The 25,313-nt window shown below is 68.0% G+C and carries 26 protein-coding genes and 1 pseudogene; 8 read left to right on the forward strand and 19 right to left on the reverse strand.

What is annotated here, in order from left to right:
- Nucleotides 1-527: 527 nt before the first annotated feature.
- Nucleotides 528-1,802 carry a tyrosine--tRNA ligase gene (tyrS, locus tag ABZX92_RS34700; RefSeq protein WP_355568967.1) on the reverse strand — a complete coding sequence of 425 codons (1,275 nt, stop codon included), beginning with the start codon at nt 1,800-1,802 and terminating at the stop codon, nt 528-530.
- A 67-nt stretch (nt 1,803-1,869) separates the two neighbouring features.
- On the opposite strand from tyrS, the gene ABZX92_RS34705 reads away from it, so the two are divergent.
- Nucleotides 1,870-2,304: a hypothetical protein gene (locus ABZX92_RS34705; RefSeq protein ID WP_355568970.1), complete on the forward strand. Its 435-nt coding sequence runs from the start codon at nt 1,870-1,872 to the stop codon at nt 2,302-2,304.
- A gap of 12 nt (nt 2,305-2,316) precedes the next feature.
- The gene (locus tag ABZX92_RS34710; RefSeq protein WP_355568973.1) at nt 2,317-3,357 is read left to right on the forward strand and encodes a TIR domain-containing protein; all 1,041 of its coding nucleotides are present in this window, start codon (nt 2,317-2,319) and stop codon (nt 3,355-3,357) included.
- On the opposite strand, the gene ABZX92_RS34715 is transcribed toward ABZX92_RS34710, so the two are convergent.
- From ABZX92_RS34715 to argC, 10 genes and pseudogenes are all read right to left on the reverse strand, one after another.
- Entirely contained in the window at nt 3,335-4,597 is a 1,263-nt protein-coding gene (locus ABZX92_RS34715; protein ID WP_355568975.1) for an SMI1/KNR4 family protein, read from the reverse strand. The two genes, ABZX92_RS34710 and ABZX92_RS34715, sit on opposite strands and share 23 nt — an antisense overlap.
- A gap of 27 nt (nt 4,598-4,624) precedes the next feature.
- Complete coding sequence (locus ABZX92_RS34720; protein ID WP_355568978.1) at nt 4,625-5,227, reverse strand: DNA-3-methyladenine glycosylase; 603 nt, start codon at nt 5,225-5,227, stop codon at nt 4,625-4,627.
- The gene (argH, locus tag ABZX92_RS34725; protein ID WP_355568981.1) at nt 5,217-6,608 is read right to left on the reverse strand and encodes an argininosuccinate lyase; all 1,392 of its coding nucleotides are present in this window, start codon (nt 6,606-6,608) and stop codon (nt 5,217-5,219) included. The genes ABZX92_RS34720 and argH overlap by 11 nt, the downstream gene beginning before the upstream one ends.
- Nucleotides 6,609-6,774: 166 nt before the next feature.
- A pseudogene (locus ABZX92_RS34730) lies at nt 6,775-6,867 on the reverse strand (argininosuccinate synthase); the annotation flags it as partial.
- 13 nt (nt 6,868-6,880) lie between these two features.
- On the reverse strand, nt 6,881-7,366 hold the full coding sequence (locus tag ABZX92_RS34735) for an arginine repressor (protein WP_045317131.1): 486 nt from the start codon (nt 7,364-7,366) through the stop codon (nt 6,881-6,883).
- Nucleotides 7,363-8,295, reverse strand: a complete 933-nt coding sequence (gene argF, locus ABZX92_RS34740; RefSeq protein WP_355568984.1) for an ornithine carbamoyltransferase — start codon at nt 8,293-8,295, stop codon at nt 7,363-7,365. Before argF ends, ABZX92_RS34735 begins: the two co-directional genes overlap by 4 nt.
- Nucleotides 8,292-9,449, reverse strand: a complete 1,158-nt coding sequence (locus tag ABZX92_RS34745) for an acetylornithine transaminase (protein ID WP_355568987.1) — start codon at nt 9,447-9,449, stop codon at nt 8,292-8,294. Before ABZX92_RS34745 ends, argF begins: the two co-directional genes overlap by 4 nt.
- Nucleotides 9,446-10,315 (reverse strand): acetylglutamate kinase, encoded by an 870-nt coding sequence (argB, locus tag ABZX92_RS34750; protein ID WP_355568990.1) that lies wholly within the window; start codon nt 10,313-10,315, stop codon nt 9,446-9,448. The genes ABZX92_RS34745 and argB overlap by 4 nt, the downstream gene beginning before the upstream one ends.
- Complete coding sequence (gene argJ / locus ABZX92_RS34755) at nt 10,312-11,484, reverse strand: bifunctional glutamate N-acetyltransferase/amino-acid acetyltransferase ArgJ (RefSeq protein ID WP_355568993.1); 1,173 nt, start codon at nt 11,482-11,484, stop codon at nt 10,312-10,314. The genes argB and argJ overlap by 4 nt, the downstream gene beginning before the upstream one ends.
- Complete coding sequence (argC, locus tag ABZX92_RS34760) at nt 11,481-12,494, reverse strand: N-acetyl-gamma-glutamyl-phosphate reductase (protein WP_355568996.1); 1,014 nt, start codon at nt 12,492-12,494, stop codon at nt 11,481-11,483. The genes argJ and argC overlap by 4 nt, the downstream gene beginning before the upstream one ends.
- A gap of 175 nt (nt 12,495-12,669) precedes the next feature.
- Between argC and ABZX92_RS34765 the strand changes: the two genes are divergently transcribed.
- Genes ABZX92_RS34765 through ABZX92_RS34775 form a run of 3 tightly spaced genes read left to right on the forward strand, consistent with a single transcriptional unit; the run spans nt 12,670 to nt 16,296 of the window.
- Nucleotides 12,670-14,196 (forward strand): histidine kinase, encoded by a 1,527-nt coding sequence (locus ABZX92_RS34765; RefSeq protein ID WP_355568999.1) that lies wholly within the window; start codon nt 12,670-12,672, stop codon nt 14,194-14,196.
- Nucleotides 14,193-15,644, forward strand: coding sequence for a histidine kinase (locus ABZX92_RS34770; RefSeq protein WP_355569002.1), 1,452 nt, complete (start codon nt 14,193-14,195; stop codon nt 15,642-15,644). The genes ABZX92_RS34765 and ABZX92_RS34770 overlap by 4 nt, the downstream gene beginning before the upstream one ends.
- Nucleotides 15,645-15,654: 10 nt before the next feature.
- The gene (locus ABZX92_RS34775) at nt 15,655-16,296 is read left to right on the forward strand and encodes a response regulator transcription factor (RefSeq protein ID WP_355569005.1); all 642 of its coding nucleotides are present in this window, start codon (nt 15,655-15,657) and stop codon (nt 16,294-16,296) included.
- Here ABZX92_RS34775 and sthA read toward each other — a convergent pair.
- Nucleotides 16,283-17,698, reverse strand: coding sequence for a Si-specific NAD(P)(+) transhydrogenase (sthA, locus tag ABZX92_RS34780; RefSeq protein WP_355569008.1), 1,416 nt, complete (start codon nt 17,696-17,698; stop codon nt 16,283-16,285). The genes ABZX92_RS34775 and sthA overlap by 14 nt on opposite strands.
- A gap of 83 nt (nt 17,699-17,781) precedes the next feature.
- Between sthA and ABZX92_RS34785 the strand changes: the two genes are divergently transcribed.
- Nucleotides 17,782-18,825, forward strand: a complete 1,044-nt coding sequence (locus tag ABZX92_RS34785; RefSeq protein WP_355569011.1) for a 2-oxoglutarate and iron-dependent oxygenase domain-containing protein — start codon at nt 17,782-17,784, stop codon at nt 18,823-18,825.
- Here ABZX92_RS34785 and ABZX92_RS34790 read toward each other — a convergent pair.
- Both ABZX92_RS34790 and ABZX92_RS34795 read right to left on the reverse strand, forming a co-directional pair.
- Nucleotides 18,791-19,795 (reverse strand): hypothetical protein, encoded by a 1,005-nt coding sequence (locus ABZX92_RS34790; RefSeq protein WP_355569014.1) that lies wholly within the window; start codon nt 19,793-19,795, stop codon nt 18,791-18,793. The genes ABZX92_RS34785 and ABZX92_RS34790 overlap by 35 nt on opposite strands.
- A gap of 20 nt (nt 19,796-19,815) precedes the next feature.
- A complete protein-coding gene (locus ABZX92_RS34795; RefSeq protein WP_355569017.1) occupies nt 19,816-21,195 on the reverse strand; it encodes a glycoside hydrolase family 28 protein in 1,380 nt (459 codons plus the stop codon).
- A gap of 71 nt (nt 21,196-21,266) precedes the next feature.
- On the opposite strand from ABZX92_RS34795, the gene ABZX92_RS34800 reads away from it, so the two are divergent.
- Both ABZX92_RS34800 and ABZX92_RS34805 read left to right on the forward strand, forming a co-directional pair.
- Nucleotides 21,267-21,935 carry a DNA alkylation repair protein gene (locus ABZX92_RS34800; RefSeq protein WP_355569020.1) on the forward strand — a complete coding sequence of 223 codons (669 nt, stop codon included), beginning with the start codon at nt 21,267-21,269 and terminating at the stop codon, nt 21,933-21,935.
- A 10-nt stretch (nt 21,936-21,945) separates the two neighbouring features.
- Nucleotides 21,946-22,509 (forward strand): GNAT family N-acetyltransferase, encoded by a 564-nt coding sequence (locus tag ABZX92_RS34805; protein WP_355569023.1) that lies wholly within the window; start codon nt 21,946-21,948, stop codon nt 22,507-22,509.
- On the opposite strand, the gene ABZX92_RS34810 is transcribed toward ABZX92_RS34805, so the two are convergent.
- The 5 genes from ABZX92_RS34810 to ABZX92_RS34830 form a co-directional block, all read right to left on the reverse strand.
- Nucleotides 22,478-22,975 carry a hypothetical protein gene (locus ABZX92_RS34810; protein ID WP_355569026.1) on the reverse strand — a complete coding sequence of 166 codons (498 nt, stop codon included), beginning with the start codon at nt 22,973-22,975 and terminating at the stop codon, nt 22,478-22,480. The genes ABZX92_RS34805 and ABZX92_RS34810 overlap by 32 nt on opposite strands.
- Nucleotides 22,976-23,256: 281 nt before the next feature.
- Complete coding sequence (locus ABZX92_RS34815) at nt 23,257-23,601, reverse strand: hypothetical protein (RefSeq protein ID WP_355569028.1); 345 nt, start codon at nt 23,599-23,601, stop codon at nt 23,257-23,259.
- Nucleotides 23,601-24,062 (reverse strand): hypothetical protein, encoded by a 462-nt coding sequence (locus ABZX92_RS34820; protein WP_355569031.1) that lies wholly within the window; start codon nt 24,060-24,062, stop codon nt 23,601-23,603. Before ABZX92_RS34820 ends, ABZX92_RS34815 begins: the two co-directional genes overlap by 1 nt.
- Complete coding sequence (locus ABZX92_RS34825) at nt 24,059-24,451, reverse strand: hypothetical protein (protein WP_355569033.1); 393 nt, start codon at nt 24,449-24,451, stop codon at nt 24,059-24,061. Before ABZX92_RS34825 ends, ABZX92_RS34820 begins: the two co-directional genes overlap by 4 nt.
- A 3-nt stretch (nt 24,452-24,454) precedes the next feature.
- Nucleotides 24,455-24,898, reverse strand: a complete 444-nt coding sequence (locus tag ABZX92_RS34830; RefSeq protein ID WP_355569036.1) for a hypothetical protein — start codon at nt 24,896-24,898, stop codon at nt 24,455-24,457.
- Nucleotides 24,899-25,313 lie beyond the last annotated feature (415 nt).

The following is a 25,313-nucleotide window of genomic DNA, read 5'->3' on the forward strand; positions in this document are numbered from 1 at the left end:
TATCTTCTCAAAGGAACTACCTCGACGAGGAGGTAATTCATATATTACTGGCTGTGTTTCGGCACGCTGTTGAGTTCTCAAAGAACACGCGCTCATCATCACGAGGACGCCGAACGGCGACTCGATCCGAGGCTGTGTCGTACATAAGCTTGTGTTTGAAACTTCGACGCCCTTGGCCTCTGAGCTCAGACGAGCTACCGGCTGGGTCTTCATCGTTTCCAGATCACCCACTCTACCACAGTCCGTGGAAGCTTGGTTCGTGACCCTTGCCGCACTCCGTTCCGGTGTTCCCGGCCCGTTCCGCGCTGGCAGAGAGAAAGTTACACGCACGCCAACACGGGGTCAAATCGGGGGCATCCCTGCGCCCTGCGGTTTAAAACCGCAGGTCAGCAGCCCCATACAGGACCTGCTGAACACGCTATCGGAGTCCCGATCCGTACACACTGTGGCCGCCGTCACACCAAGAAAGATCGACGGCCGCCGGTCCCGTGTGGGACCAGCGGCCGTCGAAGAACCGAACCCGCAGGTCAGAGCTGGACCTGCACGCTCGCGTTGTTGCGCTTGCCGCGACGGAGCACCAGCCACTTGCCGTGGAGCAGGTCCGACGGCGCCGGCTTCCACTCCTCGTCGGTCACCTTCTCGTTGTTCACGTAGGCACCGCCCTCGTTGACCGTGCGCCGCGCGGCTCCACGGCTGTCGGCCAGCCCGGACGCCACCAGCAGGTCGACGATCGTGGGCTCGTCCGCCAGGCGGACCTCACCCTTCGGCGCCTCGGCCAGCGCCGCCTGCAGCACGGACTCGTCGAGCTCGCGCAGGTCGGCCCGGCCGAACAACGCGGACGAGGCCAGGATGACCTGCTGCGTCGCGCGCTCCCCGTGCACCAGGTCCGTGAACTCCTGCGCGAGCCGCTTCTGCGCGATCCGCTGATGCGGCGCCTCGGCGGTCTGCTTCTCCAGCTCGTCGAGCTCCTCCCGGGAGAGGAACGTGAACAGCTTCAGGTAGTTCAGCACCGTCACGTCGTCGACGTTCACGAAGTACTGGTACCAGGCGTACGGCGAGGTCATCTCCGGGTCGAGCCACACGCGCCCGCCACCGGTGGACTTGCCGAACTTGTTGCCCTGGGCATCGGTGACCAGCGGGGACACCAGGCCGTGCACCTGCTTGCCCTCCATCCGGCGCACCAGGTCGATGCCGCTGACGATGTTGCCCCACTGGTCGGAGCCGCCGATCTGCAACGCGTTCCCGTACCGGCGGTTCAGCTCCACGTAGTCGTACGACTGCAGCAGCACGTAGCTGAACTCGGTGTACGACATGCCCTCGTTCTCGAGGCGCCGCTTCACGGTCTCGCGGGACAGCATGACGTTGACCGAGAAGTGCTTGCCGACGTCGCGCAGGAACTCCAGCGCGGAGATCTGGCCGGTCCAGTTCAGGTTGTTCTCGACGATCGCTCCCGTGGGCGAGTCGTCGAAGTGCACGAACCGCTCCAGCTGGCCGCGGATGCGGTCGGTCCACTCCGCGACGACGTCGAGCGTGTTCAGCGTGCGCTCACCGGTGTCGCGCGGGTCGCCGATCATGCCCGTCGCGCCGCCTGCCAGCACGATCGGCCGGTGCCCCGCCATCTGGAAGCGCTTGAGCATCAGCAGCGGGACCAGGTTGCCGGCGTGCAGCGACGGCGCGGTCGGGTCGAAACCGCAATAGAGGGTGAGCGGGCCGGCGGCCAGGTCCTTCCGCAGTGCGTCGAGGTCGGTGGACGACGCGATCAGGCCGCGCCAGGCAAGTTCGTCAAGGATGTGCTCGCTCACGTCCCTCATTGTCGCCTACCAGGTCGAACGGGTTTCTACCCGGTACACACACGGGTAACCGACGGTCATGACGGAGCCACGTGACGAGTTGCGGCGACCAACCGAGCGCATGCCGCGCGTGAACGAGCCGGTGGTGGAGGAGGTCGTCGAACGGGACGACACCTACCGCAGAGCACGGACAGTGCACACCATCTGTGCGGTCATCGATGTCGTGTGCTGGGCGTTCGCCATCGTGCTGTTCGTGCACATCTTCCTGGTGGTGGCCGACGCGAACGCGAGCAACGGGTTCTTCCAGTTCGTCTCGGGCTGGGCGAGCGGGATCACCCTCGGCCTGGACGGCCTCTTCACGCCGGACAGCCCCAAGGTGGCCGTGCTGTTCAACGAGGGCCTGGCTGCGGTGCTGTGGCTGGCCATCGGCGCGTTGCTGACAACCCTGATCGCACGTCTCGCGCTGCCGGTGGAGCATCGGCGAGCCTGGTACCGCCGGACCGTTCGGCCCTAGAAGAATGGCGGGGTGGCCGAGTACGAGTTCGACGTCGCCCCGTCGTTCGCCGAAGAAGATCGGGAGCGCGTGCTCCCGATCGTGGAGCTGCTGAAGGAACTGGGCGTCACGGTCTTCTACGACGAAGACCGGCAGGTCGAGATGTGGGGCGTCGACCTCGTCGAGTACTTCTCGGAGACGTTCAGCTCGCGCGCCAGGTTCGTGCTGCTGTTCAGCTCGCAGCACTACGTCTCCGAGTGGGCGCGTCTTCAGCGCCGTGCGGCTCAGGCGCGCGCATTGGAGCAGCACACCGAGTACCTGCTGCCGATCCGCATCGACGACACGCCCGTGCCCGGCCTTCTGCCGACGATCGCCTACCTCGACATGCGCAAGCACAGCAACGAGACCATCGCGAAGGCCGTTGCGGAGAAGCTGGCGCAGCACCGTGCGTCGTTCACTCCCACTACGCCGATCACCCCCAAGTCCGTGGCGGCGCTCGCCAGGGAGAAGCCGCGCGGCTGGGAGTACCTGCTGTACGTAACCGTTGTGTCGCAAGGACTCCAAGAGCTGGAGCCGAAGTACTGGGAGCACTTCCTCCGCTATGCGCCACGCAACGGAGCCGTCGAGCACAGCAACGGGATCGAGCTGATCCGCGACCGGAACGTGCTGCTCAGCGAGATCATCAAGGTCGCGGTCGATTCGGTGTTCACGGGCGAGACGCAGGAGGCCGCGTTCGGCGCGCAGGGCACGCCGGGCGATCCGGATCGGATCGTGCACCTCGGCGAGCTGTTCGTGCGGACGTTCGACGAGATCCTGGAGTGGGCGCGCCGGATTCACGGCACGAGTTACGCGCTGGAGCCCGCGCGGGTGGCGGCCCGGATTCAGGCGCGGTTCGCGGATCAGCAGCTGCTGGCGATGCACGGGGTGGCGCAGGATCTGCGACGGGTGGCGGACACGCTGGTCGAGCGGTTGACGGCCGGCGAGCAGATCAACATGACGGTACCGCTGGTGTTCGAGGTGGATCCGGAGCTGGAGGAGGAGTTCGTGGCGGCTACGAAGCGGCTGTCCCCCTGAACACCTCGCCCGTCACGTCCACGCCCCGCTCCCGCGCCCAGTCGAGTGCGCGAGCGAGCGAGTACTGCCCGGTGAGGGAGGCGGCGGCGGGAGTCCGCGTGCACCGCTGCCACTGACCGACGTTCAACACGAGGTACTCGACCTGCGGCAACGACGCCACGTCCACCTCAACGCCGGACACGTCGAGCACGCGCAGGTTCGGCAACACCGGCACCTCGACGCGTGCACCGCCGCCGGCCACGAGAGAGGTGAGGGTTTCGCACGCCGGGATCTCGATCTCGTCGCCGGTCACCTCGATGCGTTCCAACGGCAGGTGCGCGAGAGCGCCGAGGCGCACGGAGGTGCCGCGCACGATCGTCAGTTCGCGCAACGCGGTCAGCCGGGAGAGCAGGCCGAAGTCGAGGTCGCCGGGGTCGCGGAGGGTGAGCTTCTGAAGGCTGTCCGGCAGCGCTGTCACGCCCTCTGGTCCGCGGTCGGCGATGTCGACGTGGTCTTCGAGGTTGTCGTGCTCCGGCGCTTCGGGCGACCGCGACCAGTCCGCAAGCGAGTCGGCGAGATGCATCAGCGGTGCCTCGCCCGCTGGCTGAATCAGCTGGCCGACCTTGCCGCGGGGACCCGGTGCCAGGTCGACGCACAGGACGTCGCCCCAGTCGTTGGAGGCGATCGGCACCCATCGCGGGTCGAACCGGACCATCCGCACGGCTCCGGCAGGGCCGACGTATCGCACGGGCCGATCCCAGTCCATCGGATAGCGCTCGATGTCGGCCAGGTCGCTCCAGTACCCCAGGATCTCGTCGACCCGGAACAACTGGGCGTCACCGATCATCTCGGCACCACTCGCGTACAGCTCGTGCACCTCCGGGGGCAGCGACGCGCCGACCACGGCCTCCACCTCGGCCAACGACGAGGCTTTGTGCTCGTTCGGCTGGAAGCGCGGCTTCCGCACCACGGTGTAGGTGGGCGGGAGGTTGCCCGTGCTCTGGATGATGTTGCCGGCGGCCAGCGCTTCGAACGTGCCGTCCGCCTCGATGCGCATCTCGAAGACGACCGGCCGTTCCTCCCCCAGTGCGGCCAGCGCCGTCAGCTGGTGGAAGAAGCGCAGGTCCTGTTCGGACGGACCAGACGTGAGCCGGACGCTGGAACTCCCGCCACTGCAGGACGCCCGCAGCGTGAGGTGGTCGAAGCCCGGTTCGACGAAGCCGATGATTTCGCGCGCGACGGCAGCGAACTTGTCCTGCACGTGATCCCCCGTAGATCGCCCCAGGAGTCACACCTTAGTGCGCCGCTTCCCACCGCGTTTGTACGTCGACACGGCCGGGGAGTCGATCCAGAACCGCCACGGCACGTCCATCGCGACGGCAACGCCCACCCGCGGTCCCGACCGCACCTCGGTGACCGGCTCACCCGCGTACAACCGCACGGGCGAATCGGCTGAGGTGAGATCCACGCCGTTCTGCGAGCGATCCAGGCCGAGGACCTTGCACAACCGTGCGGGACCCTTGGCCAGTTCGGCTGCCGAGCGGGAGGCGGGGCGGCGGGAGAACGCGACGTCCTCGCCATCGACGACTTCGCCCGCGCGCAAGAGAACGGCGCCGGGGACGCCGTCGGTCAGCGTGACCACGTTGGCGCAGAAGTGCATGCCGTAGACGAAGTAGACGTACAGGAAGCCGGCCGGGCCGAACATGACCTCGTTGCGCGGGGTCTTGCCGCGGTAGCAGTGGGAGGCCGGGTCGTCGCCGCCCCGGTACGCCTCGACCTCGACGACGCGCACGCGCACGCCGCCGGCCTCCAGATAGGACCCCAGGAGGAGCTGGGCCGCATCGACCGGGTCGATGGCCAGCTCCTCCCTGGTCAGCAGCCTAGAACTCACGTGCCGCCGAAGCCTTGGCCACCAACGCGTCCAGCTGCTCGCGGACGCGTTCCGGAGCCGTGCCGCCGTGGGCGTTGCGCGAGGCGATGGAGCCCTCGACGGTCAGCACCGAACGCACCTCGGGCGTCAGCGCCGGCGAGATGGCGGCGAACTCGGCGTCGGTCAGATCCTCCAGGCCCACGCCGCGGGACTCGGCCGCGCGGACGCACGCACCGGCCGCCTCGTGCGCCACGCGGAACGGAACTCCTTGGCGCACAAGCCATTCCGCGATGTCCGTGGCGAGCGTGAAGCCCGCCGGGGCCAGCGACGCCATGCGGTCCACGTCGAAACGAAGAGTCGCGACCATGCCCGCGAAGGCAGGCAGCAGGAGCTCCAGCTGCTCGACCGAGTCGAACAGCGGCTCCTTGTCCTCCTGCAGGTCGCGGTTGTAGGCCAGCGGCTGGGCCTTCAAGGTCGCCAGGAGCCCGGCCAGGTTGCCGATCAGGCGGCCCGACTTGCCGCGCGCGAGCTCGGCGACGTCCGGGTTCTTCTTCTGCGGCATGATCGAGCTGCCGGTCGACCAGGCGTCGTCCAGGACGGCGAACCGGAACTCGGCGGTCGTCCAGATGATGACCTCCTCGGCGACGCGCGAGAGGTTCACGCTGATCATGGCCAGCACGAACGCGATCTCGGCGGCGAAGTCGCGGGAGGCGGTGCCGTCGATGGAGTTCTCGACCGGCGCGTAGAAGCCCAGGTCGGCGGCGACCTTCGCCGGGTCCAGGCCCAGCGAGGAACCGGCCAGGGCGCCCGAGCCGTACGGGGAGAACGCGGCGCGCTTGTCCCAGTCGTGCAGACGGTCGACGTCACGCAGCAACGAGTGCGCGTGCGCGAGCAGGTGGTGCGACAACAACACGGGCTGCGCGGACTGCAGGTGCGTACGACCCGGCATCACGGCGCCGAAGTGCGTCTCGGACTGCTGGGCCAGCGCGTCCACGACGTCCAGGACACCGGCGGCGACCCGGCGGGCGGCGTCGCGCAGCCACATCCGGAACAGCGTGGCCACCTGGTCGTTGCGGGAACGGCCCGCGCGCAGCTTGCCGCCGAGCTCGACACCGGCGCGGTCGATCAGGCCGCGCTCCAGGGCCGTGTGGACGTCCTCGTCCTCCAGCACCGGGGTGAACGCGCCGGACTCGACGTCGGCGAGCAGCTCGTCCAGCGCCTTCTGCATGCCGGCGAGCTCAACGTCGGTGAGCAATCCCGCCGCGTGCAGCACACGGGCGTGTGCGCGCGAGCCGGCGATGTCGTACGGCGCCAGCCGCCAGTCGAAATGCGTCGACAGCGACAGGCGGGCCATCGCCTCGGCCGGTCCCGACTCGAACCGGCCACCCCACAAGGAACTCATTGCACGCAACTTTCTAGCTGGCGAAGTCGTAGAGAGATTCTTCCGAACGGGCTACGAGGCCGACCACGCGCCCCTCGTACAGCGCGATGTCGACCTCGCCGGAGCCCGAGGACAAGGCCATCCGCGCGACCCGGACCGCGACCGTGCCCAGGCTGGACCTGACCACGCCGGCGCGGAAGTTGAGCTCGCGGACGGCCTCAGCGACTGACACGGTCTCGCCGTCCACCGCCACCGGTACGCCCGCGTCGAACGTCAGAACGGCGTGCACGGGGTCATTCATCGCCGTTGCCCGAGGACAGCGCGGCGATCCGCTCGGCCAGCTCGGCGCCGGTCATCGGTTCACGGGCCACGACCAGGATCGTGTCGTCACCCGCGATCGTGCCGACGACCTCGTGCAACGCCGCGCGGTCCAGGGCCGAGGCCAGGAACTGCGCGGCACCGGGAGGCGTCCGCAGCACCGCCAGGTTCGCGGACGAGTCGGTGGAGACCAGCAGCTCCCCCAGAACTCGGGCCAGCCGCGTCGTGCCGCCCTGCACACCCCGCACCGGGCTGCCGTCCTCGGGGATCACGTAGATCGGCGCACCGCCGTCGGGGCCGCGCAGCTTCACCGCGCCGAGCTCGTCCAGGTCGCGTGACAACGTGGCCTGGGTGACCTCGATGCCTTCCGCGGCGAGGAGTTTCGCGAGCTCGGACTGGCTGCGGATGACCAGCTGGCTGACCATCTCGACGATCCGGCCCTGGCGTGCGGTGCGAGTCATGACGACTGCTCCAGCAACCACACGAGCAGCGCTTTCTGGGCGTGCAGGCGGTTCTCGGCCTCCTGCCACACCAGCGACTGCGGGCCGTCGAGCACGTCGTCGGTGATCTCCCAGCCGCGGTGCGCGGGCAGGCAGTGCAGCACCGTCGAGTCCGGCTTTCCCGTCGCGGCGAGCAATGAAGCGTTCACCTGGTACGGGCGGAACGGGCCGACGCGGTCCTTGCCGTCGTTCTCCTGGCCCATCGACGTCCACGTGTCGGTGACCAGCACGTCCGCCCCGTCGACGGAGGCAAGGGGATCGCTGATCAACGACACCGAGCCACCGGTCTCGGCGGCGCGCTTCTTGGCGTCCTCCAGGAACTGCGGGTTCGGCACGAAGCCCGCCGGAGCACCGATGCGGACGTGCATGCCGGCCGTGGCCCCACCGAGCAGCAGCGAGTGCGACATGTTGTTGGCGCCGTCGCCCAGGTACGTCAAAGTCAGACCCGCCAACTTGCCGTAACGACGGCGAATCGTCTGCAGGTCGGCGAGGACCTGGCACGGGTGGAACTCGTCGGTCAGCGCGTTCACCACGGGAATCCGCGACACGCTGGCCATCGCTTCCATCCGCGCCTGGGCGAACGTCCGCCACACCACGGCGTCGACGTACCCGGACAGGATCCGCGAGGTGTCCTCGATCGTCTCCTCGCGGCCCAGCTGCATCGAGCGGCCGTCGATGATCACCGGGTTGCCGCCGAGCTGCGCGATGCCGACCTCGAACGACAACCGGGTGCGGGTCGAGTTCTTCTCGAAGATCACCGCGACGGACTTGGGGCCCGCCAACGGCTTCGCGGTGAACCGGTCCGCCTTGTACGCGTCCGCGAGGTCCAGGACGGCCGACTGCTCCTCGGTCGTCAGGTCGTCATCCCGCAGGAAGTGCCGCAACGTCACTGCTGCTCCTCAAAGAACGTCGGGAGCGCGGCCACGAACGACAGCGCGTCGGACTCGTCCAGCACCAGCGGCGGCGCCAGCCGGATGACGTCGGGCTGGATGGGGTTGATCAGGTAGCCGGCCTGCTGCGCGACCGCCGCGGCCTTCGCCGAGACCGCCTCGCGCAGCGTGATGCCGAGCAGCAGCCCGGCTCCCCTCACTCCCGAGATCATCGGGTGGTGCAACGCCTCCACCCCGGCCGCGATCTCCTTGCCCACGGACGAGGCGTGCTCCAGCAGGCCTTCCGCGGCGATCGTGTCGAGCACCGCGAGGGCGGCCGCGCAGCACACGGGGTTGCCACCGAACGTGGTGCCGTGGTGGCCGGGCTGGAACAGGTCAGCCGCCGCGCCGAAACCGATCGTGGCTCCCAGCGGCAGCCCGCCGCCGATTCCCTTGGCCAGCGTCATCACGTCCGGCACGATCCCGGCCTGCTGGAACGCGAACCACGTGCCGAGGCGGCCGATGCCGGTCTGCACCTCGTCCAGGATCAGCAACGCGCCGTGCTCAGCGGTGATCCGGCGGGCTTCCTGCAGGTAGCCCTCGGGCGGCACGACGACACCCTGCTCACCCTGGATCGGCTCGACGATGAACGCCGCCGTGTCGTCGTCGATCGCGGCTTCGAGCGCGGCCACGTCACCGAACGGGATGTGCGAAACGCCTGGCACCAAAGGCTCGAACGGCGTGCGCTTGCCGGGCTGGCCGGTCAGCGTCAGCGCGCCCATCGTGCGCCCGTGGAAGCCGCCGGTGCACGCGACGATCTTCGTGCGGCCGGTGCGGCGTGACATCTTCAGCGCCGCTTCGTTCGCCTCGGCGCCGGAGTTGCAGAAGAAGACCTTGCCCTGGACACCGCTCAGGTCCAGGAGCCGTTCCGCCAGCGCCAGAGCGGGCTCGTTCACGTACAGGTTCGAGGTGTGGCCGATCTTCGAGATCTGCGCGGTCACCGCCTCGACGATCTTCGGGTGCGCGTGGCCGAGGGCGTTCACCGCGATGCCCGTCAACAGGTCGAGGTAGCGCTTGCCGTCGGTGTCCCAGACGTAGGCGCCCTCACCGCGCTCCAACGCCAGCTGAGGTGTGCCGTAGTTGTCCATCATGGACTGTTGCCACCGCGAAGTCATTTGTCCCCCATGACCATCGTTCCGACACCCTCAGTGGTGAACACTTCGAGCAACACGCTGTGAGCGAGCCTGCCGTCGATCACGTGCGCCTGCGGGACCCCGCCGCGCACCGCCCGCAGGCAGGCCTCCATCTTCGGCACCATGCCGCTTTCCAGGTCCGGCAGCATCTTCTCGAGATCCGCGGCGCGCACCTGGTTGAGCAGCGACGACTTGTCCGGCCAGTTCGCGTACAGGCCTTCAACGTCCGTCAGCACGACAAGCTTTTCGGCGCCGAGAGCAACCGCGAGAGCGCCAGCTGCCGTGTCCGCGTTCACGTTGTGCGGCACGCCGTGGATGTCCGGCGCCACCGACGACACGACCGGAATCCGGCCCGCACGCACGATGTCGAGCACCGCGTCCGGGTTGACCTCGGTGATGTCGCCGACCAGGCCGATGTCGACCTCTTCGCCGTCGACGATCGCGCCCCGGCGCGTGGCCGTGAACAGGTGCGCGTCCTCACCGGAAATGCCGACGGCGTAAGGACCGTGCTGGTTGATCAGGCCGACGAGCTCACGGCCGACCTGGCCGACCAGGACCATCCGCACGACGTCCATCGCCTCGGGAGTCGTGACGCGCAGGCCACCGCGGAACTCGCTGTGGATGCCGAGCTTGTCCAGCATCGACTTGATCTGCGGGCCGCCGCCGTGCACGACGACCGGGCGCAGGCCGCACAGCCGCAGGAACACCATGTCCTCGGCGAACGCCTTCTTCAGCTCGTCGTCGACCATGGCGTTGCCGCCGTACTTGACGACGACGATCGCGCCGCGGAAACGCTGCAACCACGGCAGGGCCTCGACGAGGACCGCCGCTTTCTCTTGTGCGTTCATGAGGAGTAAGCGCTGTTCTCTTCGACGTAGTCGTGGGACAGGTCCGTGGTGAGCACCGTGGCCTCGGCGTCGCCGACGTTGAGGTCGATGACGATCTCGATGTCACGGCCGCTCAGGTCCGCTTCGGATCGGTCGCGGTCGCGGGTTCCGTTGCGGTACAACGACACGCCGTTGATGATGATCTGCAGCACGTCCGGGTCGATCTCGGCGTCCGCACGGCCCAGCGCCATCGCGATGCGCCCCCAGTTCGGGTCGCTGCCGAACAGCGCGGTCTTCACCAGGTTGTCCTCGGCGACCGTCCGTCCGATGTGGACGGCCTCGGCCTCGGTGGCGGCCTGCTTGACGGTGATGCTGATTTCCTTCGTCACGCCCTCGGCGTCGCCCTGCAGCTGCTTGACCAGGTCTGCGGCGACCTCGGTCAGCAACGCGGTGAAGTCCTCGAACGTCGGCTCGACACCCGAAGCGCCCGAGGCCAGAACCAGCACGGTGTCGTTCGTGGACGTGCCGCCGTCGACGTCGAGGCGGTCGAACGTCCGTGAAGTGGCGAGGCGCAGCGCCTTGTCCAGCTGATCACCGGAGATCTTGGCGTCGGTCGTGATCACCGACAGCATCGTGGCCATGTTCGGCGCGAGCATGCCCGCGCCCTTCACGAACCCGCCGACCGACCAGCCCTGCTCGGACGCCTGCCACGACTGCTTCGGGCGGCTGTCCGTGGTCATCACGCCGGTGGCGGCGTTGAGCCCGGCCTCGACCGAGGAGTCCAGCTCCTTCGCGACGTTCTCGACGCCGGTCAGGATCTTGTCCATCGGCAGGCGCTCGCCGATCAGGCCGGTGGAGCACACCGCGACGTCGACCGCGCCGGTGCCGAGCACCTCGGCGACCTTCTCGGCGGTGGCGTGCGTGTCCTGGAAGCCCTCGGGACCGGTGCACGCGTTGGCGCCGCCGGAGTTGAGCACGACCGCGGTGAGGCGTCGGGACTGGATGACCTGCTGCGACCACAACACCGGCGCGGCCTTCACCTTGTTCGTGGTGAAGACACCGGCGGCGGAGTCCTGCGGCCCGTCGTTGACGACGAGCGTGAGATCCAGCGCGCCGGACTCTTTGATCCCGGCGGCGATCCCGGCGGCCCGGAAGCCCTGGGGTCCGGTGACGCCCTTGTTGCGGTTCACGGAGCGACTCCAACGGTCGAGAGGCCGGTCGTTTCCGGCAGGCCGAGAGCGAGGTTCATGCACTGGACGGCGGCACCCGCGGTGCCCTTGGCCAGGTTGTCGACGGCGGCCACGACCACCAGCCGGTTCAGGTCCTCGTCGACGGTGACTTGCATCTGGACGGCGTTCGAACCCAGCACGGCGTTCGTCGTCGGCCAGAACCCTTCAGGGAGAAGGTGCACGAACGGCTCGTTCGCGTACGCCTTCTCGTAGGTCTCGCGAACGTTTGCGCCGTCCTTGAGCTGGGCGGTGCAGGTCGCGAGGATGCCGCGCGACATCGGCGCGAGCACCGGCGTGAAGCTGACCTTGATCGGCCTGCCCGCCGCGGCGCTCAGGTTCTGGGTGATCTCGGGCGTGTGCCGGTGGGCGCCACCGACGCCGTACGCGCTGGCCGAGCCCATGACCTCGGAACCCAGCAGGTTCGGCTTGAGCGACTTGCCGGCGCCGGACGTGCCCGACACGGCGACGATGACGACCTCGTCCTCGATGAGGTCGACGGCCGGGGCCAACGCGAGCGACGAGACCGTCGGGTAGCAGCCGGGGACGGCGACCCGGCGCGTGTTGACGAGCTTCTCCCGCTGACCGGGGAGCTCGGGCAACCCGTACGGCCAGGAGCCCGCGTGCTCGCCGCCGTACCACCGCGTCCAGTCATCGGCGCTGGTCAGCCGGTGGTCGGCACCGCAGTCGATCACGACAGTGTCGTCGCCGAGTTGCTCGGCCAGCTCAGCCGAGTGACCGTGAGGGAGTGCGAGGAACACCACGTCGTGCCCCTTGAGGGTCTCGACTGTGGTGTCTTGGAGCTGTCGGTCCGCGAGCGGCAGGAGGTGCGGCTGGTGCTTGAGCAACAGGTCACCGGCGCTGCTGTTCGCGGTCAGCGCGCCGATCTCGACGTCCGGATGAGCCAGTAGCAGGCGGAGCAGCTCGCCACCCGCGTACCCGCTGGCGCCCGCGACCGCGATCCTCACTGTCATACGCATGATTATGCACGGCCATGCAAACTCACTCAACTGGAATGAGTACGCGGGGAGCTTTCGTACTCTCCTGGCGCACGCGGGGGCCCCGCGTGCCGAAAAGTGGCCACATGGCTATGCGGTCGGGCCGGGTGGGGCTGTGGGGGTCGCCGGGCGGTCGACCATGATGCGCAGCGTGAACGTGAAGGTGCGCGACGGGCTGTGGACGGCTGGCGCCTTCCTGTTGGCGCTGGTGACGCTGTTCGCGCCGCTCGGCAGGCCGGTGCATTGGTGGCTGATCGTGGCGTCCGCGGTGTGGGCGGCCGCGCTGGTGCCGATCAGCGCGCGCTGGCCGCGGTGGGCGATCGTGCTCACAGCGCCGCTGAACGCGGTCAACAACCTGCTCGCGATCGCGCCGACGTCGCTGGTGATCTTCCGGGCTGCCCGGTCCGTGCGCACTCAGGTGCAGGTGTGGCTGCTGATCGGCGTCACGGCACTGCTGCAGGCGGGCTTCGGCGGCCTGCACTCGTGGCGGGCCGGGGAGAACATCACCGAGTACGTGCTCGGCACCGGGTTCACCGTGGTGTTCCTGCTGATCTTCCCCGCGGTGGCCGGCGGGCTGGTCGGGCGGCGCAAGCCGTTGACGCAGGTGCTGATTGAGCGCAACGACTACCTGGAGCACGCGCGTGTGTTGACGGCGAGCACGGCGCGTTCGGACACGCGCGCGCACATCGCGAGCGAGATGCACGACATGCTCAGCCACCGTTTGAGGCAACTGACCGCGCACGCGTCCGCCTTGGAGCAGTCGGCGGCGGTGGAGGCTCCTGAGCTGCGCGAACAGGTCGAGTTGATCCGCAAGACGTCCGTGGTGGCGATGGACGAGCTGCGCGAGATCCTCGGCGTGCTCGGCTCCATCGAGGCCGACGAGGACGCCGGTACGCGCGCGGATGTCGAACGGCTCGTGGCTGCTTCGGTCAGCGCGGGCGTCTCGGTGTCGTTGGACTGGTCGGGTTCCGATCTGACCGATGCCGACGCACGGTTGCGACGGGCGGTGCACCGGGTCGTGCGCGAAGCACTCACGAACGTGCACAAGCACGCGCGGTCAGCCCGAACACGCGTGGCGGTCGACGTGGGCGAGACGGTGCGCGTCGAGGTCGTCAACGGTCCCAGCAGCGAACCTCGCGGCAGCGGCACCCGGCGCGGCCTCGTCGGCCTGGAGGAACGCGTCGAGCTGATCGGCGGTTCCTTCGCCGCGGGGCTGTTCGAGGGCGGATTCCGGCTCGCGGCCGACCTCCCGCTGCATCCGGTGGCGCACGCGGGGAGCTTTCGTTCGGCAGAAGCGCACGAAGGGCCCCCGCGTGCGGCCGCCGACGGGGGTGTGGCTGAGGCGCCGCCGCCGATCACCGCCGAGATTTTGACCGTGCCGCGGGTGGTCGGTGGCGGGTGTCTGGCCGCGTTGTCGGTCGTGCCGGCGCTCGGCACGGTGTTCGTGCTGCTGATCGTCGCGATCTTCAGCAAGCCCGAGATGAGCCGGCAGGAGTTCGACGCGTTCCAGGTGTCGGTGGCGCACGAGGAGGAGGTCACCGAGACGTTCGGGTTCGGCGTGCCGTCGGACAACACCGGGTGCCTGCGCTACCACGTGCGGGACGCGTCCGATCGCGACTTCGAGCTGTGCTTCGACAAGCAGAGCCGGCTGACCTCGAAGAAGGAGCTGGCCCGATGAGGCTCGTCTGGCCAGTGCTGGCCTTCCTGGTCGGCCTTGTGCCGTTGATCGCCCCGCTGGCACCGGTGCCGCACCCGGCGCTGACCGTCGCGTCGGCCGTGTGGATCGCGGCGCTCGTGTGGCTGGCGCCACGCAAGCCGGAGTGGACGCTGCTGCTCACCGCTCCCCTCTTCGCCGTCAACAACCTCTGGGCGATGGCCACCACCGCGTTCGTGGTGTTCGCCGCGTCCCGGCGAATCCCTCGCCTGGGCCGGTTGTGGGCGTTGCTCGGGGTGGCGTCGGTGCTGCAGACCGCGTTCAGCCTCTTCCTGGTGCACGACGGCACGCCGGCCTGGGAGAGCCTGCTCGGCGGGATCGTCGGCTCGGTGTTCTTCGTGGTCTTCCCAGCCGTGTCCGGCATGCTGCTGGGCCGCCGCCGGCCGATGGTCCGCCTCCTCCAGGAACGCAACGAATACCTGGAGCGCGCACGGGCGTTGACCGCGGCGTCTGCTCGTTCGGAGGAGCGCTCGCACATCGCGGGCGAGATGCACGACATGCTCGGGCACCGGCTCAGCCTGATCTCCATCCACGCGGGCGCGCTGGAGCTGGCGACCGCGCGGAGATCTCCTCAGCTGCACGAACAGGCCGAGCTGATCCGCACCACGTCGTCGCTCGCGATGGCGGAACTGCGGGAGATCCTCGGCGTGCTGCGGACCAACCCCGAGCCCGAGTCGCTCGACGAGGACACCGGCACCCGCTCTGACATCGCTCAGCTCGTGCAAGGCAGGGCCGCGCTCGACTGGTCGGGCGACGACCTGCACGGCGCCGACCCCCGCACGCGCCGTGCGGTGCACCGGGTCGTCCGCGAGGCGTTGACGAACGTGGACAAACACGCACCGGGCGCGCGCACGCGGGTACAGGTCGCGGTCCAGGGCGGCCGGGCGAAGATCCAGGTGCTGAACGCGCCGTCCTCCGCCGCGCCGGGCAAGGGCGCGCGGCGAGGGTTGATCGGCCTGGAGGAACGCGTCGGCCTGCTCGGCGGGTCGTTCAGCGCGGGGCCGCCGGCCGAGGGCGGGTTCCGGGTGGCGGCGGACGTCCCGTTGCACCCGGCGGCGCAGGCCGTGATCGAGACCAGGGAGGTGCCTCCGCCGCTCAAGGCCGAGGTCCTGACCGTGCCACGGGTGGTCGGTGGTGGGTGCCTGGGGCTGTTGGCGCTGCTGCCGATCTCCGGCGGGTTGATCGTGCTGCTGCTGTTCGCGCTGCTCAACCCCACTCAGATGAACGCGCCGTACTTCGACTCGCTGAAGGTGGGCGTGACGTCCGAGGAAGAGGTCATGGATCAGTACGGCGTCGGCCAGCTCGGGGTGGACGGGTGCTCGCGGTTCCAGACCTCGCACAACGCGCAGCTGTACTACAAGCTCTGCTACCGCGACGGCAAGCTGCACTCGAAGGAGCAGGAAGGGCCGTAGGGTGGCCCGCGTGATCCGAGTGCTCATCGCCGACGACGAGACGTTGATGCGTGCCGGGATCCGGCTGATCCTGGAGAACGACCCGGAGATCACCGTCGTGGCCGAGGCGAGCGACGGCAGGCAGGCGGTCGAGCTCACCCTCGAGCACTCGGTCGACGTGGCGTTGCTCGACATCCGCATGCCCGGCGGCGACGGGCTCAAGGCCGCCGAGCAGATCGCCAAGGACACCAACGTCGTCATGCTCACGACGTTCGGCGAGGACTCCTACGTGGCGCAGGCGATGAAGGTCGGCGCCACCGGCTTCCTGCTCAAGGACACGCCACCACAGGAGCTCATCAACGCCGTTCGCAAGGCAGCCAACGGCGAACCGATCCTCGCCCCGCAGATCACCAGGCGCCTGATCGAACGTCACCTCGCCGCGCCGGACAGCGGGTCCGAGGCGCGCAAGAAGATCGACACCCTCACCGACACCGAGCGCAACGTGCTCAAGCTGGTCGGCGAGGGGTTGTCGAACACCGAGATCGGCGAGCGGCTGTACATGGCGACCGGCACGGTGAAGGCGCACATCAGCCGGATCCTGCCCAAGCTGGAGTGCGCCAACCGCGTGCAGGCCGCCATCGTGGCCCACGACGCAGGCCTCACCCGGTCGTGAAGCGGTCCAGAGCGCGGATCTTGTTGGTGGCGTCGAGAGCCGCGACCTTGTAGGCCTCGGACAGCGTCGGGTAGTTGAAGACCGTGTCGACCAGGTAGTCGACCGTGCCACCACACCCCATCACGGCCTGGCCGATGTGCACCAGATCCGTGGCGCCCGTGCCGAACACGTGCACGCCGAGGATCCTGCGGTCCACAGTGGACACGAGCAGCTTGAGCATGCCGTACGCGTCACCGACGATCTGGCCGCGCGCGAGCTCGCGGTAGCGCGAAATCCCGACCTCGTAAGGAATCGCGGACGAGGTGAGCTCGGTCTCCGTCGCGCCGCAGTACGAGATCTCCGGGATCGTGTAGATGCCGATGGGCTGCAACGCGGTCAGGTCGTGCACCGGCTCGCCGAACGCGTGGTACGCGGCCAGCCGGCCCTGGTCCATCGACGTCGCGGCCAGCGCCGGGAAGCCGATGACGTCACCGACGGCGTAGATGTGCTCGACCGGCGTGCGGTAGTGCTCGTCGACCGAGAGACGGCCGCGGTTGTCGGCCTCGATGCCCGCGTTCACGAGGTCCAGCTTGTCCGTGGTGCCCTGGCGACCGGCCGAGTACATGACGGCGGCGGCCGGGATGCGCTTGCCGGACGCGAGCTGCGTGACCGTGCCGCCCTCGGACACCTGGACGTTCACGACCTTCTCGCCGAAGCGGAACGTGACCGCCTGGTCGCGCAGGTGGAACTTCAGCGACTCGACGATCTCCGGGTCGCAGAAGTCGAGCATCTTCTCGCGCTGCTCGACGACGGTGACCCGGCAGCCGAGAGCGGCGAACATCGACGCGTACTCGATGCCGATCACGCCCGCGCCGACGACGACCAGCGACGACGGGATCTCCGTGAGCGCGAAGACCTCGTCGGAGTCGAGGATCCGCTCCTCGTCGAAGTCCACCACGGAGGGCCGCGCGGGCGTCGTGCCCGTGGCGATCACGATGAACTCGCCGGAGATCGTCGTGCGGTCGCCGCGGTGACTTCCTTCCACCGCAATGGTGTGCGGGTCGACGAAGCGCCCGAAGCCGTTCAGCAGATCAATACCGTTGCGGTGCAGCTGCGCGCGGACGACCTGGACCTCGCGGCCGATCACGTGCTGCGTGCGCGCCATCAGGTCGGTGATCGTGATGTCCTGCTTGACGCGGTAGCTGGCGCCGTACAGCTCGCGCTGGCTCATCCCCGTCAGGTACATCACCGCTTCACGCAGCGTCTTCGAGGGGATCGTCCCCGTGTTCGCGCAGACGCCGCCGACCATCTCCTGCTTGTCGATGATCGCTACGCGCTTGCCCAGTTTCGCACCCGCGATCGCCGCCTTCTGGCCACCAGGGCCAGAGCCGATGACGATCAGGTCGTAGTCGTACGACGTCATGCTCGTCAGCCTACTAAGACGGATCCGATTCCACCTCTGAACGAAAAATGAACCCGTTCAACGGAATCTTCGTTCGTTGGGCCATGACCGAACTACGCACCTTCCGTTTGCCCGAGATCGTCACGGGCTCGGACGACGACGTCGAGCTCGGCCGCCAGCTCATCGCGGCGTGGCAGGCCGACGGGATTCTGCAGATCGCAACGGACGCGGTGCAGGACCGAACCACCGAAGAAGCCATGGAGGCCAGCAGAAGGTTCTTCCACGGCTTGTCGCTCGAGGAGAAGTCGCGCCTGGTCAGCGACCTGACCTACGCCGGTTACATCGCGTCCGGCGAAGAGGTCACCGACGGCATCGCGGACTACTCGGAGATCTTCACCGTCTGCAAGGACGTTCCGCTCGACGACTCCCGGGTCGTCGACCAGTGGCCGTGTCACGGGCCCGTTCCGTGGCCGGACAACCTCTACCGCGATGCCATGCAGAACTTCATGGCCATGCTCGGCGAGTCCGGCGAGAAGATCCTCAAGCTCACCGCACTGGGCTTCGGACTCGACATCGACACCTTCACCAAGCTGACCGCGGACGGCTGGCACCACATGCGGGTGCTCCGGTTCCCGACCAAGTCCGAGACGGTCGACCGCGGCATCGGCGCGCACACCGACTACGGCATGCTCGTCCTCGCCGCACAGGACGACGTCGGCGGCCTCTACGTCCGCCCACCGATCGAGGGCGAGGAACGGCCGCGCAACTGGCTGCCGGACGAGTCGGCGGCCGGCTGCTTCCAGGACGCGGAGGGCTGGAACTTCGTCGAGCCCGTCCAGCACGTCTTCACCGTGTTCCCCGGTGACATCCTGCAGTTCCTCACGGGCGGTCAGCTGCTTTCCACGCCGCACAAGGTGCTGCTGAACAACCGCGAGCGCTTCACCATGGCGTACTTCCACGAGCCCAACTTCGAAGCCGTGGTGCGGCCGCTGGACGATCCCCACGGCGAAGACGTCATCCACTACGGAACGCACTTCACCAACATGTTCATGCGCTGCTACCCCGATCGCGTCACCACGAAGCGGATCCACGACGAGGACAGGCTGACCGTGCTCAGCGAACTCCGCTCCGGGGTTCGGCACTCCTGAACGGGATGATCAGGTCGATCAGGCGGGCCGTGGCGCGGTACTCCGCGACACGGTCCGCGAACGGCCGCTGCACGATCTTGTGCACGGTGTCGCGCGAAAGCCGTTCGTAGGCCGGCACGGTGTCGTTGCCGAGGAAGTCCCAGCGGGCCACCCGGTCCGCGTAGTTGAACGCGGGTAACGGACCACCGAACAACGGCCGGTACTGCGCCGGGGTCTTGCCTCCCGGCACCGGCATCGGACCGGCCACCGTGATCGCGTACGTGACGACCTCACCGGGCGGCAACAAACGCGCGCGCATCCGGTCGAACTGGTCGGCGATCACCAGGTTCTGCTCGCGCGAGGAGAACTCCAGGACGGCCCGCGCCGGATCCGCCCACGCCGCGGTGGTGTCCGGGTCGATGATCCCCGCGTCGCGCATCTCCTCCACGGCCTTGATCCCGCCGTGCAGATAAGCGGCGTGCATCGCGCCGAGGTCCATGAAGATGTGCTTCTGCATGGACATCAGCATCGAAGAGAACCAGCGCAGCTCCGGCACGGTGCCGAGATCCAGCATCCCGGCGGCGAACGCGGGCGCGCCGATGTTCGCGAACCCCATCCACCGCAACGTGTCCGGGTGCGCCACGTAGAGCTTCGCGTAGAAGTCGTAGACGGCGAAGATCGTCGCGCGGTTCGCGTCGGCGCTGCGCTGCGGGTCCCACTCGGACAGCGCGACGCCGGCGTCCTCGGCGGCGCGGACGATCCAGTACTGCCACAACAACGCCTTGAACCTGGCCGGCGCGATGCCCTTGGCGCGGTGGCGGTTCAGCGCGGCCTCCAGCACGGCCCGGTCGTAGGGCAGGTCCGGGTGCACCCCGCCCCGCTCCTCGCCGTTTCCGTTGGACAGCGGCAGATCCAGGTAGTCCGCCGCGTCCGCCTTGGTGACGCCCATGCTGGTGAGCACGAGCGCCGCCACAACCATGAGCACACGCATGAACACGAATGGTACGGGGATCAAGCAGGCTTTCCGTTCACAGTCGTGCCGGGGAAAGTGATGTTTTGCGAGTTCGTTAGCTTGTTGGCGCCCTTGGAGATCGCGGTGAACTTCGAATTCGAGACGATGACGTTGCTCACTTTGGACGCCGATAGGCCATCGATCTCAACGGCGTACTCCTTTGAGCCCGCGACGATGAGCCGTTCGAACGTAATGTTCCGCACCACCGGGTTCACCACCGGGCCGGAGTTGCCGGAACCGCTGTAGTTCAACGTGATGAAGACCGGCGACTTGGTCAGCTTGTTCGCGGTGATGTCCCGGAAGTGGATGTTCTCGATGACCCCGCCGCGATACTTGCTGGTCTTGATGAACACCGCGTACCAGAGCTGGTCCGCGGTGTTCGCCTGGTTGACCGCGCAGTTGCGCGCGTAGATGTTGCGCGCGCCGCCGGACGCCTCGCTGCCGATGCAGATCGCGCCGCGGTTGGAGAACACGAACTTGTTGTTCTCGATGACGATGTTCTGCGACGGCATGTTCACCCGCCGCCCGTCGACGTCGCGGCCGGACTTGATCGCGATGCAGTCGTCGCCGGTGTTGAACGTCGAGTTCTTGATGTGCACGTCGGTGCAGCACTCCGGGTCCACGCCGTCGTTGTTGCCGCCACCGCCGCGGCTGTTGATCGTGACGCCCTCGACGGTGATGTTGCGCGACTTCACCGGGTGCACGCTCCACATCGGCGGGCGTTCGATGGTGATACCGCTGATCAGGATGTTCTCGCAGGACACGAACTGGATCAGGTTCGGCCGCAGCTTGTGGCCCTCGCCGAGCTTGCGCTGGGCGACCGGAGTGCCGTCCGCGCCCCACTTCTGCAGCTGCGACCAGTCGGAACCGCCGCTCCCCCACGGCTTCCAGGTCTGGCCCTGGCCGTCGAGCGTGCCGCCGCCGGTGATCGCGATGTTCGTGGCCTTGTTGGCGTACACGAACGCCTGGTGGTTCAGGCACTCGATGCCCTGCCACCGGGTCTCGACCACGGGCAGGTACTTCTTCGGGTCGGTGCTGAAGAGGAGCTTGGCGCCCTTGTCCACGAACAGGTTCACGTTGCTCAGCAAGGTGATGCCGCCGGTGAGGAACGTGCCACCCTTCGCGACTACCCGGCCGCCACCCGCCGCGTTCGCCGCTTCGACCGCCTTCTTGAACGCGGCGGTGTTGTCGGTCTTGCCGTCCGCCTTGCCGCCGTACGCGGTGACGTCGAAGTCCTTGTCCGGGAACGCCGGCGGCTTGATGCGGGCGAGGATGGCGTCCACCTCGTCCCACGGATCGGCTTTCGCCGTGCCGTGGACGAGCATTCCCGCCGCCACGAGTCCGGACACCTTGAAGAAGGTCCGCCTGGAACCCACCATTTCAGCCTCCGCTGCAATCTGGTGCAAACGTTTTCAGCGGCGGCTCGGTCGTCAGCGTATACGGTCGTCGCGTGACTCCCAAGGATTCGTTCATCGCCGCTGTCCGGGCCGGGTTGCAGGAGTTGGCGGATCCGGCGAAGGCACCGGAGATGCAGGCGTACATGAAGTCCGACATGCCGTTCGCGGGCGTGCAGAAGCCGGGCCGGGTGACGTTGCTGAAGTCGTTGCCGCGGCTGGAATCCCGCTCCGAGTGGCTGGACGTCGTGCAGACGTTGTGGCGGGAGGCCACATATCGCGAGGAACGGTACGTGGCGTTGTCGTTGAGCGCGGACAAGCGGTTCCAGGACGTGTCGCTGATGCCGTGGTTCGACGAGGTGATCGTGACGGGTGCCTGGTGGGACTTCGTGGACGAGACCGCGTCGCGGCTGATCGGGCCGTTGCTGCGGTCCACACCCGAGGTGATCCGGCCGCAGATGCTGAAGTGGTCGACGGACGAGGACAAGTGGCGGCGGCGGACGTCGATCATCTGCCAGCTCGGATCGAAGGGCGCGACCGACGTCGAGCTGCTGACCGCGTGCATCGACGCGAACGTGGACGACCGCGACTTCTTCCTGCGCAAGGGGATCGGGTGGGCGCTGCGGGAGTTCGCGAAGACCGAGCCGGGCTGGGTGCGGTCGTTCGTGGACGCGCGGCCGGGACTGTCGCCGCTCTCCCGGCGTGAGGCGCTCAAGCACCTCTAGGGTTGATCTCATGCTGGGGAAGCACGTGAAGCTGGAGCCGTTGTCGCTCGATCACGCCGAGGAGCTGTTCGAGGTCACGCGCGATCCGGACATCTGGACGTGGCTGCTGAGTCCTCAACCTCAGAATGTCGACGACATGCGAACTTGGATCAGCGCAGCTCTGCAGACACGCGAGGCGTTCGCGCAGATCGAGGTCGCCACCGGGCGCGTGGTGGGGACGACGTCGTTCTACGAGGTGGTGCCGGAACACCGCAGGCTGGTGATCGGCTACACGATCGTCGGCAGCGCGTGGCACGGCACGGCGATCAACCCCGAGGCCAAGCTGCTGTTGCTGACCGAGGCGTTCGAGGCCAGGAAGGCGTTGCGGGTGGCTTGGTACACCGACGCGTCGAACGTGCGGTCGCAGCGGGCCATCGAGAAGCTCGGGGCTGTCCGGGACGGTGTGCTGCGCGCGAACGTGACGCGGCCGGACGGGACTCAGCGCGACACGGTCGTCTACTCGATGGTGCCGCCGGAGTGGCCGGCCGCGCGGGAACGGCTGGCTAGCCGTGTTTCGCGCGACCCGAGTAGGTGAGCGGGAAGACCAGCTCGGAGCACTCGTTCGGGACGTCCTTCGCGACCTGGACCTTCATGACGACCTCGACCGCTCCCCCGGCCGGGATCTCCACGATGTCGGTGAGCGGCACGACCGTCAGCACTCCAGCAGGGCACCCCTCGACGCGCTGCTGGGTGGCGTCGAGCGGCTGACCGGGAACCGCGGACAGGCTCTCGACGATGATGTCGACGGAGTTCGGGTTGGACAGCCGCACCTTGCGCTCACCCTCGGCGCCCGGCCGGAGTTCCACCGCCGCGCCGGAGATGTCGTTGATCTCGAACGGCTTGAGCTGCAGCATGTCCGACTCGCCACTGCTCACGGAGTAGGCCATGGCAGGCCCCTGCTGATCGGGCCACGTCAGGTGCATGGCCGCGACGACGGCCGCGCCGACCATGAGAATCGTCAACGACACGGCGATCTCAAGGCGCGGACCCAGACTACGCATGGCGCAACTCTCCAGAGTTGTTGCTCCAGGCGGTGGGTTCGCCTCTAGCTCCCCACCGGACCGGCGACCAACTCGCCCGGTGGTTCATCGCTTCGCCCCTCGGCCCCCGCGGGCCGCGCCGCCAATCTTGGAGAAGCTTCACGTACTGCGCAAGCGTCTGACGGGCGCCGATTTCCCCGAGTAATGAAGGACCTTTGGCACCTTGACAGCTACGCAGGGCTACCACCTGCTGGTTTGATCCCAAATCCCGATCTCCGGGACTCAGCCGATCGAGCGAATTATCAGTTACAAATCTTTCCGGCCGACTCGCCTTGCGTGGACCACGTGCCCACGGCTGCCTTGATGAGGACGTTGACCTTACCGGGCGCCGTGGCGGAGGTATTCCCGGTCACCACGTCTGGCGTGGCCGGATAATTGTTGCCATTGGCGAAGTAAACGGAGTACGTGGCCGGCCCGCCGACCGCGGTCCACTGCACGTTCGTGCCGGTGCAGGTGATCGGCGTCAGCGCGACGAGCTGGCCGGCTTTGGCCTTGGCGGCGCCGGGCGATGACGTCTGCCAGGCCGCGTGTGCCGCCGGTGCCGCGACGAGGCACAGCACCGCGGCACCCGCGAGCACGGCCCGCATCACGCGCTCGCGATCGTGACGAGCACGGGGATGTCGATCGAGGCGCCCTGACAGGTGTTCGCCGCGTTCGCCCCCATGGCCACTGCACCGGTCAGCGTGATGAGGACCGGAGCGCTGTTGGCGGCCAGCGCCGTGCCGGGAGAGCGCTGGGTGAACGTCACGCTGCACAGGGCGGCACCGTTCGGCGCGACCGACGTGACGATCACCGGGTAGGGGTTGGGGTTCGACACCGTGACGACCGCGTCGCCGGTGCCGCCGGGGTAGAGCAGACCGGTGGTGACGGCGCCGCCCGACACCACCGGAGCCTGTGCGGTGCCCGCCTTGGTGGTGGCGGTGCCGGTGCCGGAGCTCGTCCACGCCGCGTAGGCGACCCCCGAGCCCAGCGCGGCCGTCATGACCGCGAAGACGATGACGCCGCGGCGCACGTACCGCCGGCGGACGAGTTCCTTGAAGCTGATCATGGCTTGATCGCCGTTCCCGAGTAGGTGAGGGGGAAGGTGAGGTTTCTGCAGGCGTTGGGTGCCGACGCGACCATCCGGACGGTCAGGGACACGTCGGCGGAAGCGTTCTTGGCGATGACGAACGGCACGGCGAGCGGATCGACGGTCACGGCGTTCGCGGGGCAGGAGGTGGAGGGCCGCCCGACCGCGGTGGTCAGGCTGGTGACCCTGATGTCCTGGTTGTTGGGGTTGGTGACCCGGACCTTCCGGGTCACCGTCCCACCGGGGACCAACCCCGTCGCGGTACCGACGTCCGCGATCGTGAACGCCTTGGCCGGGCTGTTGTCGGCCGCGCTGGACATCGGAGTGAGGACCAGCAGCGTGGCGAGCGCGATCAGGGCGCGGCGCATCGATCAGCTCGCGGCGGAGACGAGCTGGGCGTTCAGCGGCACGGTGAACGTGATGCTCTTGCAGCCGTCGCTCGCGTCGGCGTTCATCTTGGCCTTGAGCGTGTAGTTCTGGGTGCCGTGCGCGGCGATCACCGGGCTGAAGTCGGTCGTGGCGGACGTGGTGGTCACGGTGCCGGCCGCGCAGGTGCCGTTGACGCTGGACGAGCTGTCGGCGATCGAGTTGACCTTCACCGCGTAGTCGTTCGGGTTGTTGATGCTGACGACGGCGTCGACCGTCACGCCGGGGTACAGGCCCGAACCGCTGACCGGGGTGATGCTCGAGTTCTGGCTCGTGGTGGAGCTGACGGTGCCGGAACCGGAGCCGGTGCTCGACCACGCGGCGTAGGCGACGCCCCCGCCGATCGCGACGACGGCGACTGCTGCGATGACTGCGGTGCGCTTGCGCATTTCGTTCTCCCTGGGTGGTGCTCGGTGGGTACGGCACCAAGTTTGAAGAACGTTCAATCACTACACAGCGTGCACAAGACACCAGAAGAAGGACCCTGGCGGCACTGTTGTCAACCGGCATGGATCGGTTACTCGCGTACGCGGACTAGAGGTCAACGCGTTCCTTACGCGAAAAATCCCAAGATTCTCGAAGAATCCCGGGACTCACCCAGTGTAACAGATCGCAGGCGCCTGGAGATAAGGAACCTATTTTGTCGCTGCGTTTGTAGCAGGGGTGCGCGCTCACACGTGGAGTCCGCCAGAAGCAACGAAAACGGCGGCCACGACGAATTACCCGTCGTGACCGCCGTCGTCGAGAACTCAGGCGCGCAGAGCAGCGCCCAGACGTTCGCCCGCGGCTGCGACGGCCGCGTCA

Origin of the sequence: Lentzea sp. NPDC006480 (assembly GCF_040611995.1) — a bacterium.
Classification (GTDB): domain Bacteria; phylum Actinomycetota; class Actinomycetes; order Mycobacteriales; family Pseudonocardiaceae; genus Lentzea.